The sequence below is a fragment of the Streptomyces sp. NPDC059201 genome (assembly GCF_042754585.1).
Lineage (GTDB): Bacteria > Actinomycetota > Actinomycetes > Streptomycetales > Streptomycetaceae > Streptomyces.
The window spans coordinates 344,504-358,153 of the sequence record NZ_JBHZBB010000008.1; the positions used below are offsets into that span (position 1 = coordinate 344,504).

Below are 13,650 nucleotides of genomic sequence, written 5' to 3' on the forward strand. Positions count from 1 at the left end.
GATGGCGGCGGTACCCGCGGTCCTCCGGTCCGAGTGGACGAAGATCCGGACGGTCTCGTCGACGCTCTGGACCCTGGCGAGCGCGCTGTTCGTGACGGTGGCGATGGGCGCGGCGCTCTCGGCGCTCCTGAAGTCGAGTTTCGACGACCTCAACGACCTGGAGCAGGCGACCTTCGACCCGACCTTCGTGAGCTTCTCCGGGATGGTGCTGGGGCAGCTGGCGATGGTGGTCTTCGGCGTGCTGGTGGTGGGGACCGAGTACTCCTCGGGCATGATCCGCACCTCGCTCGCGGCCGTCCCCCAGCGGGCGACGTTCCTCTTCTCCAAGGTGGCGGTGGCCGGGGCGCTCGCCCTGATCGTCGGTCTGGTGACGAGCTTCCTGTCGTTCTTCCTCGGGCAGGCGCTGCTGGGCGAGCACCGGACGACGATCGGCGCGGACAACGTGCTGCGGGCGGTGGTCGGCGGCGGGCTCTACATGGGGCTGATCGCGCTGTTCTCGATGGGCGTGGCGGCGATGCTCCGCTCCTCGATGCTGTCGCTGGGCATCCTGGTGCCGTTCTTCTTCCTGATCTCCCAGATCCTGTCGGCGGTGCCGAAGGCGAAGGAGGTCGCCAAGTACTTCCCCGACCAGGCGGGCTCCAAGATCATGCAGGTGGTGCCGGACGCGCTGGGCTCGGAGAAGGCGCCGTACGGGCCCTGGGGCGGGCTCGGGATCATGCTGTTGTGGGTGGCGGCCGCCCTGCTCGGCGGCTACCTGGTGCTGAAGCGGCGGGACGCCTGACCCCGGTCCTCTGCGGACCCGGGACGCCCCGGACCCCCTGAGGCGGGGTCCGGGGCGTCCCGGATTTCCCCCGGAGGTTTCGCTTCGGTCTCGTATCTCCGGCGCGGGAACCGTCAACGGCTGGATAAGCTCCTGACTCGTACGGGGGCCTCGCGGTCACGCGCCGCCATGCCCCGATCGCACACCACCGACCTGTCGATGGGGCTGGAGAATGATCGAGGCAGTCGGCCTGACGAAGCGCTACGGCGCCAAGACGGCCGTGTACAACCTTTCCTTCCAGGTGAGGCCGGGTGTCGTCACCGGTTTCCTGGGCCCGAACGGCTCCGGCAAGTCGACCACCATGCGCATGATCCTGGGCCTGGACGCGCCCACGGCCGGCCAGGTGACGATCGGCGGCCACCCCTTCCGGCAACTGCCGAACGCGCCCCGGCAGGTGGGCGCCCTGCTCGACGCCAAGGCCGTGCACGGCGGCCGCAGCGCCCGCAACCACCTCCTCTCGCTGGCCCAGCTGGCCGGCATCCCGGCCCGCCGGGTGGACGAGGTGCTGAGCGTGGTGGGTCTCCAGGACGTGGCGAAGCGCCGTTCCAAGGGCTTCTCGCTCGGCATGGGCCAGCGGCTCGGCATCGCGGCGGCCCTGCTCGGCGACCCGCAGGTGCTGCTCTTCGACGAGCCGGTCAACGGCCTCGACCCCGAGGGCATCCTCTGGGTCCGCAACCTGATGAAGAAGCTGGCCTCCGAGGGCCGCACGGTCTTCGTCTCCAGCCACCTCATGAGCGAGATGGCGCTGACGGCCGACCACCTGATCGTGATCGGCCGCGGGCAGCTCCTCGCCGACATGCCGGTGAAGCAGTTCATCTCGGCGAACTCGGCGGACTTCGCCCGGGTCCGCACCCCGGACACCGAGCCCGGACTGCGGGACAAGCTGTCGGGCGTGCTCGCCGAGGCCGGCGGCCAGGTCCTCTCCGAGCCGGACGGGGCGCTGCGCGTCACCGGCCTGCCGCTGCCGAGGATCAGCGACCTGGCGCACGAGGCGGACGTACGGCTCTGGGAGCTGTCCCCGCACCAGGCGTCGCTGGAGGAGGCGTACATGCGGCTGACGCAGGGCGCGGTGGACTACCGCTCCAGCGACGACAAGCTGGCGCACCTCCAGGCCCCGCCGGGACCCGGCCAGCCGGGGTACGGCCTGCCGCCGCAGCCGGTGGCCCCGGCGGACGTGCCGCAGCAGGGCTGGTACGCGCCTCCGCCGCCCGGACAGAACCCCTACGCCGCCCCGCAGCCCCCCGCGGCCCCGGCCGCGCCGGGCACCCCGCAGCCGAGCGACACCACCAAGGACGCCCGATGACCGCCCCGACGCCGACCCCGACGCCTCAGCAGACGTACGGCTACGTCTCCCCCATCCCGGTCCGCCGGGCGCACCTCGGCGACGCGCTCGCCTCGGAGTGGACGAAGATCCGCTCGGTGCGCTCGACGATGTGGACGCTGGGGACGATGATCCTGCTGATGCTGGTGATCGGCCTCGGCGTGGCCGCGATCGCCGCCGGCGAGGGCGGCAGCATGGGCGAGGAGTCGGCGCTGCCGCTGGGCTTCTTCGGGATGCTGCCGGCGTCGATCTGCGTGATCACGCTGGGCGTGCTGACGATCTCGTCCGAGTACGGCACGGGCATGATCCGGACCACGCTGACGGCGTGCCCGAGCCGGGCCCGGGTGCTGACGGCGAAGGCGATCGTCTTCTTCCTGCTGGTCTTCACGGTGACCCTGGTGGTCGCGTTCGTGGTGGCGACCGCGCAGGTGGCGATGGTGGACGCGGCGGAGCCTTCGGGCGCGGAGTGGGCGCGGGCCACGGTCGGCGCGGCCGGGTTCCTCGCGGTGCTCGGCCTGCTGTCGATGGGCGTCGGCGCGCTGGTGCGGCACTCGGCCGGGGCCATCACGGTGATGATCGGTGTGCTGCTGCTGCCGCTGGTGGCGGCGCTGTTCATGTTCGCGCCGGCGCTGAAGGGGCTCCAGGAGGCGCTGTTCACCTACTCGGTGCCCTCGCAGATGATCGCGCTGTACAGCGAGCGGCCGCCGTTCGGCGAGAACGGCCCGGCGGGCTGGGAGGCCCTCTTCACGCTGGTGGGCGTCGCGGTCGTGGTGATGGGCGGCGCGTACGCGCTGCTGAACCGCCGGGACGTCTGAGCCGCCGGTCTCAGTACTTCGGAGCGTTGCGGGACCGCTGCACCCGGGAGGTGCGGCGGTCCTTCGCGTTCCAGCACGCCTTGTGCCAGTGGCGGCGGTCGTCGACGCCGCCGTACTCGGGCCAGGCGACGACGTGCGGGGCGCCGCCGGGGATCTCCTGGTCGCAGCCGGGGCAGCGGTAGCGCTTGCCCGGGGAGCTGGCGCCGGCGACGAGGCGGACGTACCACTCCTCGCCCTGCCAGGTCTCGGTGGCCTGCGAGCCGCCGTACCGGTCGTCGCGGTCGTCCTGCGCCTCGGGCTTGGCGCCGCGGCGGGAGCGGTGGTGACGCGGGGACACAGCACACCTCACGGGGTCGGGAAACACGGACCGTTCCCTCCAGCGTACGGGCCGCGACCAGGTGTCCGGGGCCCCGATCCGAGCCCCCGGACCGAAAATCGCAAGAACTTCATACAAGGCCGTTGCCTTTGGCACGTGTCAGGCGTTGTTGCCGGTACGAGGGGAAGGAACGCGTCGGCCGCGAGGAGGCAGAAGGCGATGCGCGTAGGAACGTTCGTTCTGGCGGCTCAGTTTCCGGGCCAGGGGCAGGGAGAGGCGCTGCACCGGGCGGTGCGGACCGCCGAGGTGGCCGAGGAGGCGGGCCTGGACTCGGTCTGGCTGGCCGAGCACCATTTCGTACCGTACGGAGTGTGCCCGTCGGCGGTGACGCTGGCGGCGCTGCTGCTGGGCCGCACCCGGCGGCTGCGGGTGGGGACGGCGGTGAGCGTGCTGCCGACCGTCCACCCGGTCGCCCTCGGCGAGCAGGCGGCGCTGCTGCACGTGGCCTCGGGCGGCAGATTCACCCTCGGGGTGGGACGCGGCGGGCCGTGGGTGGACCTTGAGGTGTTCGGCGCGGGTTTGGAGGCGTACGAGCGCGGCTTCCCGGAGGCGCTCGACCTGTTGCTGCGGTGGCTCACCGAGGCCCGTGTGGGTGCCGAGGGCGAACGATTCTCCTTCCGTGAGGTGCCGGTGGTGCCCCGGGCCGGCGAGCTGATCGGCGGCGATCCGTCGCCGGAGGTGGTCGTGGCCTGCACCTCGCCGAAGAGCGTGCGGCTCGCGGCCGAGCGTGGCCTGCCGATGCTCCTCGGGATGCACTGCGGCGACGAGGACAAGGCGGAGATGGTCGCGGCCTGGGCCCGCTGCGCGCGGGAGGCCGGACGGGACCCGGACGAGATCGCCCGGATCGGCGCCGGCCATGTGTCCGCGGGCGTGGTGCAGCTCGCGGACCGCGCCCGGGAGGCGGCCGAGACCCTGGTGAAGTCGATGCCGGGCTGGCTGAAGCAGGGCCTGGACGCGCATGTGACGGTGGACGGCCGGCACCGCGCGATGCGGGACCCGGTGGCGTACACCGAGCTGCTCTGCTCGCTGCACCCGGTCGGCACCCCGGCGCTCGCGGCGGACCGGCTGGCGGCGACCGCCGAGCGCACCGGCATCACCCGCTTCGCCCTGCTCGCCGAGGGCTCCGGCGACCTCGCCGGGACCGAGGAGAACCTGCGGCGCCTCGGCACCGAGGTCCTCCCCCGGCTGGGCTGAGGACAGGGACCCGCCGCCGCCCCGGCGTCCCCGCGACCGGTGCGCGTCGACACGCACCGATCGCGGCTCCCGCGGCGCGGAGCGGCGGCGTTCAGGTCCCGTCGGGTCCCGGCGGGTGCCGGCGGGTCCCGGTGACAGCGGTGGGACCTCAGCAGTCGCGCAGTTCCGGCGACTGGTTGAGCAGCTGGCCCCGTATCGAGGTGAAGCGGGCGAGCCGCTCGTCCACCGCCGGGTCCAGCGGGAAGACCGCCACCCGGTGGCAGTTCTGGAAGGCCAGACGCACCCCGAAGTGGCGCTGGAGCGCACCGCGGATCGCGTCGCTCGCCAGCGCGCGCAGCAGCTGACCGCGTGCCTGCTCATTGGGCGGCGGCGTCTGGTTGTCGGCGAACTCTCCGCCTTCCACCTCCAGCTGGGCCACCAGAGAACTGATCATCTCCCACGCGAAGGGCAGGGAGGTCCGGACGCAGTCGACGAAGGCGGCTTCGTCGACCTCGCCTCGCTCGGCCTGTTCCAACAGTGCCGGTGAGACGTCGAGCGACATGGGTTCTCCTCTCGCGACCCCGCGGAGCGGGGCCTGTGCGGGCAGGGACGAGGGCCGCCGTACGCCACGCAGCGTGCACGGACGACGACCTCCAGCTTCCACGGTAAGCGCGCGGTCCTGCCCGCACCAGGCGATTGGGCACACAACAGGCCGATAACCGACGGGTGTTCGGCTCACGCCGGTGCCCGAATCGCGTAGAAGGGCGCTCCTCTTGTAGCGTTGCCGACCATGCGTCTCGTCATTGCCCGCTGCTCCGTGGACTACGCGGGCCGGCTCACGGCCCATCTGCCCTCCGCACACCGTCTGATCCTGATCAAGGCCGACGGCAGTGTCTCCATCCACGCGGACGACCGGGCGTACAAACCGCTCAACTGGATGTCGCCGCCGTGCACCCTGAAGGAGGGGGCCGACGGTGAGGCCGGCATCTGGACCGTGATCAACAAAGCGGGCGAGAAACTGATCATCACGATGGAGGAGATCCTCCACGACTCGTCCCACGAGCTGGGTGTGGACCCGGGTCTCATCAAGGACGGCGTCGAGGCCCACCTCCAGGAGCTGCTGGCCGACCGCATCGAGACGCTGGGCGAGGGCTGGACGCTGGTCCGCCGCGAGTACCCGACGGCCATCGGCCCCGTCGACATCCTCTGCCGGGACGCGGACGGCGCCACGGTCGCCGTCGAGATCAAGCGGCGCGGCGAGATCGACGGCGTCGAGCAGCTGACCCGCTACCTGGAGCTGCTCAACCGTGACCCGCACCTCGCCCCGGTGAAGGGCATCTTCGCGGCCCAGGAGATCAAGCCGCAGGCGCGGGTCCTGGCGACGGACCGCGGGATCGACTGCGTGGTGCTCGACTACAACGCCCTGCGCGGCATCGAGGACGACAAGCTGCGGCTGTTCTGAACCGGACGGCCGGAAAGCACGGCGAAGGGGACGGCCCCGGGCGCACCGAGCGCCCGGGGCCGTCCCTTTTCGCGGGGTCTCAGCTCCCCGTGGCGGTGGGGGCCTCGTCGAGGGTCGAGGAGGCGCCGGCGCCGGGGGCCTCTCCGGTGGCGGTTTCGCTCGCCGGCGGGGAGGACGGCGGGGTCGTCGCCGGCGTGGTGGACGGAGTGGCCGGCGGGGTCGTCGAGGACGGCGGGGTGGACTGCGTGGCGGGCGGGGTCGTCGAGGACGGCGGAGTGGTGCCCGACGGTCCCGTCGGGGGCCGGGAGGTCTTCGTGGGCCCGGTGCTCGTCGGCCGTCCGGGACGCGTCGTCGTGTCGTCCGTCGCGCCCGGCGCACTCGTCGTCGACGGGTCCGGTTCGCCGGGCGTGGTGGTGGACGGGGAGCCGGTGGTCGTCGGGTCCGTGCCGGTCGCCGTCGGGGTCGCGCCGGAGGTGGTGGGGCCGGGCGAACCGGAGGTGGTCGGCGTACCCGTCGTGGTCGGGTCGCCGGACTCGCCCTCGGCGGGCGCCTCGTCGTCGGTCTCCGGCAGCTCCTCGGCGCCCTGGTCGGCGGTGCTGTCGGTGCTGACGGTGCCGGAGGTGGGCGTGTCGTCGGTGCCGGAGGTGGCGCCGAGGGTGACGACGGTGCCGAGGACGGCGACGAGGAGCGTGCCGGCGCCGACGGCGGCGAGGTTGCGGCGGGTGCCGTTGAGGATGCCCGCCTTGAGGCTCCGGCGCGGCCGGTCCTCCGGGGGTGCGGCCCGGCGGGAGACGACCGTGGGGCCCTCGTCGGCGACGTCGGGGAAGACCGGGAAGCCGGGCGGCGCGAGAGTCGGACCGGGGACCGGCGGCAGGACCTCGGTCGGCGGCTCGGCGGGGGCCGTGAGGGCGGCGGGGGCGACGGGGAGGGCCACGGGCAGGCCGCGCGGCGGGGAGTCGGTACGGGACGGCAGCAGGGCCGTCGGGGGCTCCTGCTCGCGGGTGAGGTCGGCGACGAGGGCGAGCGCCCGGCGGCCGGCGACCGTGCCGCGCTTGTCGGCGAGGACGCCGCGCAGGCCGATCGACGCCTCCAGCTCCGCGCGGGCGCGGGCGAGGTTGCCGGCGCAGACGGCGAGGACGCCGAGCTCGTGGTGGAAGTACGCCTCCTCCGCGACGTCCCCGGCGAGCCGGGCGGCCTCCTGGCCGGCGCGCAGGGCGCGCTCCCAGGCGCCCCAGTGGAGGCCGGCGGCGAAGGCGGGGGCGGCGGCCCGGGCGAGGGCGACGGCGGTGGCCCGGCGCTCGGCCACGGCCCCGGTGTCACCGTCGTGCGCACCGCCGGTGTCGCCGCTCGCGAGGACGGCGACGAGGCCGCCGAGGGCGGCGAGCAGGGCGTCGGACTCGGCGGCGGCCCGCTCGGGGCCCACCGAGGGGTGGCCGGCCCACCAGGCGTAGTGCTGGGCGGCGGTGTGGACGCGGTCGGGGGCGTCCTGGCCGTAGCCGTGGGCGAGGAGCTGGGTGAGGACGCCGCCGGCGAGCCGGTGCCGGGTGCCGGCGGGGGTGAGGAGGCCGCAGGCGCGGAGCTCGCCGAGGGCGGCGTCGGCGTGGGTGTCGCCGACGAGCGCCGGGAGGTGGGCGTGGTGCGGGACCTCTCCGCCGAGGGCGACGGCGAAGCGGAGGGTGGTCTGGGCGGAGCGGCTGAGCCGGGAGGCGAGCAGCGCGGCGGGTGCGGCGCCCTCGCCGAGGCTGGGCAGCGGCACCTCGTGGAGCTCGACGTCGGGGTCCTCGTACGGGTCGAGTCCGGGTACGGCGTCGGCGGGGCCCGCTCCCGGCGCCGTACCGGTCGGGCCGAACGCCTCCTCCAGGGCGCCGAAGGCGTCGAACTCGGCGGGGGTGACGCGCAGCCGGTCGCGCTGCCGGAGCAGGGCGCCCGCCTGCACGAAGCGGAGCGGCAGGCCCTCGGACTCGAACCAGAGGTCGCCGGCCCAGTTGGCCTCCTCATCGGTGAGGCGGCGGCCGACGGCGGCCTCCAGGAGGGCGAGGGAGGCGGCGCGGCCGAGGCCCGGGAGGGCGACCTCCTCGATCTGGGCCTCGGCGGAGGGCGCGGGGGCGCCGGGGGCGGCGGCGAGGAGGAAGGCGCACTCGGGGGCGGCGGCGAGGAGTTCGTCGAGGGCGGCGCCGCCGAACTCCAGGTCGTCGACGACCACGACGGCGCCGACGGTGGCGAGGCCGGCCCGCAGGCCCTCGCGGTCGGGCCGGTGGCGGGGGGCGTGCAGGACGGCGGCGCGGAGCTCGTGGAGGAGTTCGCCGGTGGTGCGGTGGTGGCCGGAGAGGCGGACGACGCCGTCGGGGGCGAGGGAGGCGCAGTCGGCGGCGACGGCGTCGAGGAGGGCCGTGCGGCCGGAGCCGTCGGGGCCTGTGAGGCGGGCGGAGCGGCCTCGGGTCAGCGTCTCGGTGAGGCGGGCGCGCTGCTGGTCGCGTTCGAGGAGGGGCAGTGCGGGGGCGGCGGGGCCGGGCGGCGCGGGCGCGGCGGCGGTGCGGCCGGCCTCGGCGCGTTCCTCGGGGGTGCGGCGGCGGGCGGCCGGGGGCTCCTCGCCGGGCGGGCATGGCTCGATCTCGCTGCCGTCGACGGGGTTGACGGTGAGGAGCAGCCCGCCGGAGACGATCCGGGTGACGCGGGCGCGGACGGGGGCCGCGGCGGCGCGCTCGGGCAGGGCGGCGGGCTGCGCGGGGCGGGCGTCCTCGGCCGCGGCGTCGTGACCGGACTCGTCCGGCCCCCGGTGTATCGGGTCCATGGTCAAAGCCCCCAAGAGCGGTGGTGCGGAGCCCGCCGGGTGGGTCCGTCTGCGGGTGCGGGCGACCGAACCCTAGACGGTCGCCGGACGCCCGGGAACAGGCGGGGTGCCGTGGAGACCAAGACGTCACGGTCTTGTGAGGATTGAGCGTGACGCCTGGTTCACACGGGGGCTTCACACACTGCGGGGGCCTGTTCACCGGGGGCCGCGGCCCGCGAGCCCCCGGCCGCGAGCCCTGGCCGCGAGCCCCGGCCGCGGACCCTGGCCCCGCGTCCCGTTCATCAGACGCGGGGCAGGGACTCCGCGGCGAGGCCGCCCTCGATGGCGAGGATGCGGTGGAGGCGGGTGGCGACGAGGAGCCGCTGCATCTGCGGCGGCACCCCGCGCAGGACGAGCCGGCGGCCGCACCGGCCGGCCCGCCGGTGCGCGCCCATGATCACGCCGAGTCCGGTCGCGTCCCAGGAGTCGAGTCCGGTCAGGTCGAGCACGAGATCGCCGACGCCGTCGTCGACGGCCGAGTGCAGGACCGTACGGGCGTCCGCCGCGCTCCGGACGTCGAGGCGGCCCCCGACGACCAGCTCGGCATGGTCGCCCCTGATGTGCATAGTCGCTCCCCGGGAAATGCTCCGTCTTCGCAACAACTGACTGCTGCCTCGGCAGATACGTTGCGCCTTGTCGTCGAACCGATACCTGAATTCACTCCATGGAGTGAGGTGGTGTGGCGGGCGGCGCTCAGTACTTGTAGAAGCCCTGCCCGCTCTTGCGGCCGATGTCACCCGCGTCCACCATCCGGCGCATCAGCTCCGGCGGCGCGAACTTCTCGTCCTGGGTCTCGGCATAGATGTTGCCGGTGGCGTTGACCAGGATGTCGACGCCGGTGAGGTCGGTGGTGGCCAGCGGGCCCATGGCGTGGCCGAAGCCCAGCCGGCACGCGAGATCGATGTCCTCGGCGGTGGCGACGCCCGACTCGTACAGCTTGGCGGCCTCGACGACGAGGGCGGAGATCAGCCGGGTGGTGACGAAGCCGGCGACGTCGCGGTTGACGACGATGCAGGTCTTGCCGACGGACTCGGCGAAGGAGCGGGCGGCCGCGAGGGTCTCGTCGCTCGTCTTGTAGCCGCGGACGAGCTCGACGAGCTGCATCATCGGGACGGGCGAGAAGAAGTGGACGCCGACGACGGCCTCGGGGCGCTCGGTCACTGCGGCGATCTTGGTGATCGGGATGGCGGAGGTGTTGGAGGCGAGGACCGCGCCGTCCTTGGCGATCTTGTCGAGGGCGCGGAAGATCTCGTGCTTGACCTCGATCTTCTCGAAGACGGCCTCGACGACGATGTCGGCGTCGGCGACCGCGTCGAGGTCGGTGGTGGCGGTGATGCGGCCGAGGGCGGCCTCCGCGTCGGCGGCCTCCAGCTTGCCCTTCGCGACGAACTTCTCGTACGAGGACCTGATGCCGTCGGTGCCGCGGGTCAGGGCGGCGTCGGTGACGTCGCGCAGGACCACGTCCCAGCCGGCCTGGGCCGAGACCTGAGCGATGCCGGCTCCCATGAGTCCGGCCCCGATGACGGCGAGCTTTCCGGCCACGAATTCCACCCCTTAACACCTGTTCACTTCTGGCTCTCCGGCGGAGATTAGCGGGCCGGGGGCGCCATGTGACCGCGAAGTAATGCGCGTCACGCTGTCTTTGACGGACGTCACACTCACGACAGGTGCGGCGGGCGGGGGCGTCACTAGGCTGGGGTGCATGGTCAATCTGACGCGCATCTACACCCGCACCGGCGACCAGGGCACGACGGCCCTGGGCGACATGAGCCGCACCGCCAAAACCGACCTCCGGATCGCGGCCTACGCGGACGCCAACGAGGCCAACGCGGTCATCGGCACCGCGCTGGCGCTCGGGCATCTGGAGGAGGAGGTCGTCGCGGTCCTCACCCGGGTCCAGAACGACCTCTTCGACGTGGGCGCCGACCTCGCCACCCCGGTCGTGGAGAACCCCGAGTACCCGCCGCTGCGGGTCGAGCAGGCGTACATCGACAAGCTGGAGGCGGACTGCGACCGCTTCCTGGAGGAGCTGGAGAAGCTGCGCTCCTTCATCCTTCCGGGCGGCACGCCCGGCGCGGCACTGCTGCACCAGGCGTGCACGGTGGTCCGCCGCGCCGAGCGCTCGACGTGGTCGGCCCTGGAGGTCCACGCCGAGACGATGAACCCCCTCACGGCCACCTACCTCAACCGCCTCTCAGACCTGCTCTTCATCCTTGCGCGGGTCGCGAACCGGGAGGTCGGGGACGTGCTCTGGGTCCCGGGGGGCGAGCGCTGAGGTGTCCTTCGCCGGGGCGGGCTCGGGGGCCTTCTTCGGCCAGACGGCGTAGCTGAGCACGATCAGGCCGTGGATGCCGACGATCCGCCAGACGCCGCCGATCGTGTCCTTCAGCTTCGAGGTGTCGCCGGCGTCGCCGACGTACCAGATCGCGGCGAGCAGCAGGGCGGCGGTGACGGAGGCGGCCACGACGGAGCCGAGCCAGATCTGCGCCTCGTGCCGGGCGCGGCCCATGCCGTAGCGGGGCGGCTTCGGGGGCGGCGGGGCGCCGCCGAAGCGGTGGGCGGCGTGCCCGTCGAGCCACTTCACGGTCCGGTGGCCGTGACCGACGGTGTAGCCGATGTAGATCGCGGCGAGCCCGTGCTTCCAGGCGGGCTCGGCGCCGTTCTTGAGGTCGATCGCGGTGACGACGAGGAGCAGCACCTCCAGGAACGGCTCGCACAGCAGCAGCCCCATCCCCAGCCTGGGCATGCGCAGCACGTAGCGGGCGCCGAGCCCGGCGGCCAGCAGGACCCAGAACCCCACCTCGCAGATCACGATCGTCGTGACGATCACGGCGGTTCCCCTTTCGCTTCCCCCGACGGTCCCTCCCAGCCTCCCGTGCGGGCGCGCCCGGTTCGTCGTCGCCGGAGAGGAAACGCGTCTACATCGTTCGACGGAGGCGCGGGCGGCCCCGGATCGGCCCCGACGCCGAGGTCCGGGGGCCGAAGGGCGTGTTGGATGGGTACGTGACCCTCCCCCGCCCGCACCGCCACGACGTGCTCATCGCCTTCGCCGGGCTCTCCGTCGGCGTGCTGCTCTGGTCGTACGGGCTCTACACGACGGGCGACCGGATCTTCGACCAGCGCTGGGCGGCGCTCGTACCGCTGGCGGCGATGGCCGCGGCGGAGGCGCTGCGCCGCGCCGCGCCGCAGACCGCCCTGCTCGTGGGCACGGCGGCCATCGTCGCCGACCAGTTCACCAACGGGAACCTGGCCACCGTGCTGATGTTCACGGACGTCGTCTACGCGGCGGTCGTCTACGGCACCCCGGCGCAGGCGCGCCGCATCCCGTACGTCACCGCCCTGATCACCGTCGGCACCACGGTGGCCTTCCTGGTCTGGTGGCAGAACGCCATCGCGCTGCTCGTCGGCGTGATCACGGGCATCATCTCCTTCCTGCCCGCCGTCACCGGCTCGATCGTCCGCAACCACCGGGAGGCGGCGGAGGCCGCCCGGCTGCGCGCCGAACAGACCGCGCTGCTGGCCGAGATGGACCGGGCGCAGGCGGTGGTCGCGGAGCGGGCGCGGATGGCGCGGGAGCTGCACGACGTGGTGGCGAACCACCTCTCGGCGATCGCGATCCACTCGACGGCCGCGCTCTCGCTGGACGACCCCGGCACCACCCGGCAGGCGCTGACCGTGATCCGGGAGAACAGCGTGGCGGGGCTCGCGGAGATGCGGCGGCTGATCGGGCTGCTGCGGGAGAGCGGCGCGGAGACCGAGCCGGCCGCGACGGCGACGCTCGCGGGGCTGGACGCGCTGGTGGCGCAGGCGCGGACGAACGGTGCGGCGAGCGGGCTTCGCTTCGTCCTGGAGGACGCCCGGCGGGAGGGCCCCGGGCTGCCGGCGCCGGTGGAGCTGGCCGCGTACCGGATCGTGCAGGAGGCGCTGACGAACGCGCTGAAGCACGCGGCGCCGGGCGAGGTGCGGGTGGCGCTGGCGCGGGAGGACGGGGCGCTGCGGGTGACGGTGACGAGTCCGTACGGGCAGGCGCCGGGGCCGCGCGCGCCGGGCTCGGGGGCGGGTCTGGTGGGGATGCGGGAGCGGGTGGCGCTGCTCGACGGGTCCCTGGAGGCCGGTCCGGTGACGGCGGACGGGGACGGCAAGGTGTGGCGGGTGCGGGCGGAGCTGCCCGTGGGAGCGAGCGAGGAGGAGCGGGCATGACGGTGCGGGTGGTGGTGGCCGAGGACCAGAGCGCGGTACGGGCCGGGCTGGTGCTGATCCTGGGCAGCGCGCCGGACATCGAGGTCGTCGGGGAGGCGGAGGACGGCGAGCGGGCGGTGGAGCTGGCCCGGGAGCTGCGGCCGGACCTGGTGCTGATGGACGTGCAGATGCCCCGGATGGACGGGGTGACGGCGACCCGTCTTGTGGTGGCGGAGGGGCTGGCGGACGTGCTGGTGCTGACCACCTTCGACCTGGACGAGTACGTCTTCGGGGCGCTGCGCGCGGGGGCGTCGGGCTTCCTGCTGAAGAACGCGGAGGCGCGGGAGCTGATCGAGGCGGTGCGGACGGTGGCGCGGGGCGAGGGGCTGATCGCGCCGGCGGTGACCCGGCGGCTGATCGCGGAGTTCGCTGCCCCCTCCCCGCCGGTACGCAGGGATCCCGCGGTCCTCGACGGCCTGACGCCGCGCGAGCGCGAGGTGCTGTCGGCGCTGGGGACGGGGCTGTCGAACGCGGAGATCGCGGTACGTCTCGACATGGCGGAGGCGACGGTGAAGACGCACGTCAGCAAGGTGCTGGGGAAGCTCGGGCTGCGCAGCCGGGTCCAAGCGGCCGTACTGGCGCAGGAGTTGGGCGTCTGAGAAACGGCGCCGACG

General features: G+C 73.8%; 14 protein-coding genes. 8 read left to right on the forward strand and 6 right to left on the reverse strand.

The genetic code is table 11. From position 1 onward, the window contains the following. Position 1: 1 nt before the first annotated feature. The 3 genes from ACFXMG_RS25950 to ACFXMG_RS25960 all read left to right on the forward strand — a co-directional run bounded on the left by ACFXMG_RS25950 (position 2) and on the right by ACFXMG_RS25960 (position 2,956). Entirely contained in the window at positions 2 to 781 is a 780-nt protein-coding gene (locus tag ACFXMG_RS25950; RefSeq protein WP_383828420.1) for an ABC transporter permease subunit, read from the forward strand. A gap of 211 nt (positions 782 to 992) precedes the next feature. Next, the gene (locus ACFXMG_RS25955; protein ID WP_383819011.1) at positions 993 to 2,123 is read left to right on the forward strand and encodes an ABC transporter ATP-binding protein; all 1,131 of its coding nucleotides are present in this window, start codon (positions 993 to 995) and stop codon (positions 2,121 to 2,123) included. Continuing rightward, positions 2,120 to 2,956, forward strand: coding sequence for an ABC transporter permease (locus ACFXMG_RS25960; protein ID WP_383819012.1), 837 nt, complete (start codon positions 2,120 to 2,122; stop codon positions 2,954 to 2,956). The genes ACFXMG_RS25955 and ACFXMG_RS25960 overlap by 4 nt, the downstream gene beginning before the upstream one ends. Positions 2,957 to 2,966: 10 nt before the next feature. On the opposite strand, the gene ACFXMG_RS25965 is transcribed toward ACFXMG_RS25960, so the two are convergent. Next, positions 2,967 to 3,293, reverse strand: coding sequence for an ATP/GTP-binding protein (locus tag ACFXMG_RS25965; protein ID WP_383819013.1), 327 nt, complete (start codon positions 3,291 to 3,293; stop codon positions 2,967 to 2,969). A gap of 198 nt (positions 3,294 to 3,491) precedes the next feature. Here ACFXMG_RS25965 and ACFXMG_RS25970 point away from each other — a divergent pair, with 198 nt between their 5' ends. Continuing rightward, positions 3,492 to 4,526, forward strand: a complete 1,035-nt coding sequence (locus tag ACFXMG_RS25970) for an LLM class flavin-dependent oxidoreductase (RefSeq protein WP_383819014.1) — start codon at positions 3,492 to 3,494, stop codon at positions 4,524 to 4,526. Positions 4,527 to 4,674: 148 nt separating this feature from the next. Here ACFXMG_RS25970 and ACFXMG_RS25975 read toward each other — a convergent pair whose 3' ends face one another. Continuing rightward, positions 4,675 to 5,067, reverse strand: coding sequence for an SCO5389 family protein (locus ACFXMG_RS25975; RefSeq protein ID WP_031006219.1), 393 nt, complete (start codon positions 5,065 to 5,067; stop codon positions 4,675 to 4,677). Positions 5,068 to 5,295: 228 nt separating this feature from the next. Between ACFXMG_RS25975 and nucS the strand changes: the two genes are divergently transcribed. Continuing rightward, positions 5,296 to 5,967, forward strand: coding sequence for an endonuclease NucS (nucS, locus tag ACFXMG_RS25980; protein WP_383819016.1), 672 nt, complete (start codon positions 5,296 to 5,298; stop codon positions 5,965 to 5,967). A gap of 79 nt (positions 5,968 to 6,046) precedes the next feature. Here nucS and ACFXMG_RS25985 read toward each other — a convergent pair whose 3' ends face one another. The 3 genes from ACFXMG_RS25985 to ACFXMG_RS25995 form a co-directional block, all read right to left on the reverse strand. Further along, positions 6,047 to 8,758, reverse strand: a complete 2,712-nt coding sequence (locus ACFXMG_RS25985) for an ATP-binding protein (RefSeq protein ID WP_383819017.1) — start codon at positions 8,756 to 8,758, stop codon at positions 6,047 to 6,049. A 281-nt stretch (positions 8,759 to 9,039) separates the two neighbouring features. Then, positions 9,040 to 9,363: an STAS domain-containing protein gene (locus ACFXMG_RS25990; protein WP_019889522.1), complete on the reverse strand. Its 324-nt coding sequence runs from the start codon at positions 9,361 to 9,363 to the stop codon at positions 9,040 to 9,042. Positions 9,364 to 9,490: 127 nt separating this feature from the next. After that, positions 9,491 to 10,339: a 3-hydroxyacyl-CoA dehydrogenase family protein gene (locus tag ACFXMG_RS25995; protein WP_383819019.1), complete on the reverse strand. Its 849-nt coding sequence runs from the start codon at positions 10,337 to 10,339 to the stop codon at positions 9,491 to 9,493. Between the two features lie 160 nt (positions 10,340 to 10,499). Between ACFXMG_RS25995 and ACFXMG_RS26000 the strand changes: the two genes are divergently transcribed. Beyond that, entirely contained in the window at positions 10,500 to 11,072 is a 573-nt protein-coding gene (locus tag ACFXMG_RS26000; RefSeq protein WP_383819021.1) for a cob(I)yrinic acid a,c-diamide adenosyltransferase, read from the forward strand. Here the strand turns inward: ACFXMG_RS26000 and ACFXMG_RS26005 are convergent. After that, positions 10,992 to 11,627 carry a hypothetical protein gene (locus ACFXMG_RS26005; RefSeq protein WP_383819023.1) on the reverse strand — a complete coding sequence of 212 codons (636 nt, stop codon included), beginning with the start codon at positions 11,625 to 11,627 and terminating at the stop codon, positions 10,992 to 10,994. The two genes, ACFXMG_RS26000 and ACFXMG_RS26005, sit on opposite strands and share 81 nt — an antisense overlap. Positions 11,628 to 11,800: 173 nt before the next feature. On the opposite strand from ACFXMG_RS26005, the gene ACFXMG_RS26010 reads away from it, so the two are divergent. Together ACFXMG_RS26010 and ACFXMG_RS26015 are read left to right on the forward strand one after the other, a co-directional pair. Then, a complete protein-coding gene (locus tag ACFXMG_RS26010) occupies positions 11,801 to 12,997 on the forward strand; it encodes a sensor histidine kinase (protein WP_383819025.1) in 1,197 nt (398 codons plus the stop codon). Next, on the forward strand, positions 12,994 to 13,635 hold the full coding sequence (locus tag ACFXMG_RS26015; RefSeq protein ID WP_383819027.1) for a response regulator: 642 nt from the start codon (positions 12,994 to 12,996) through the stop codon (positions 13,633 to 13,635). Before ACFXMG_RS26010 ends, ACFXMG_RS26015 begins: the two co-directional genes overlap by 4 nt. Positions 13,636 to 13,650: the final 15 nt, after the last annotated feature.

Excerpts from the sequence above, each read along its gene's own strand:
- ACFXMG_RS25950 (WP_383828420.1), top strand. The coding sequence starts at position 2 with ATGGCGGCGGTACCCGCGGTCCTCCGGTCCGAGTGGACGAAGATCCGG.
- ACFXMG_RS25955 (WP_383819011.1), top strand. The coding sequence starts at position 993 with ATGATCGAGGCAGTCGGCCTGACGAAGCGCTACGGCGCCAAGACGGCC.
- ACFXMG_RS25960 (WP_383819012.1), top strand. The coding sequence starts at position 2,120 with ATGACCGCCCCGACGCCGACCCCGACGCCTCAGCAGACGTACGGCTAC.
- ACFXMG_RS25970 (WP_383819014.1), top strand. The coding sequence starts at position 3,492 with ATGCGCGTAGGAACGTTCGTTCTGGCGGCTCAGTTTCCGGGCCAGGGG.
- ACFXMG_RS25975 (WP_031006219.1), bottom strand. The coding sequence starts at position 5,067 with ATGTCGCTCGACGTCTCACCGGCACTGTTGGAACAGGCCGAGCGAGGC.
- nucS (WP_383819016.1), top strand. The coding sequence starts at position 5,296 with ATGCGTCTCGTCATTGCCCGCTGCTCCGTGGACTACGCGGGCCGGCTC.
- ACFXMG_RS25985 (WP_383819017.1), bottom strand. The coding sequence starts at position 8,758 with ATGGACCCGATACACCGGGGGCCGGACGAGTCCGGTCACGACGCCGCG.
- ACFXMG_RS25990 (WP_019889522.1), bottom strand. The coding sequence starts at position 9,363 with ATGCACATCAGGGGCGACCATGCCGAGCTGGTCGTCGGGGGCCGCCTC.
- ACFXMG_RS26000 (WP_383819021.1), top strand. The coding sequence starts at position 10,500 with ATGGTCAATCTGACGCGCATCTACACCCGCACCGGCGACCAGGGCACG.
- ACFXMG_RS26015 (WP_383819027.1), top strand. The coding sequence starts at position 12,994 with ATGACGGTGCGGGTGGTGGTGGCCGAGGACCAGAGCGCGGTACGGGCC.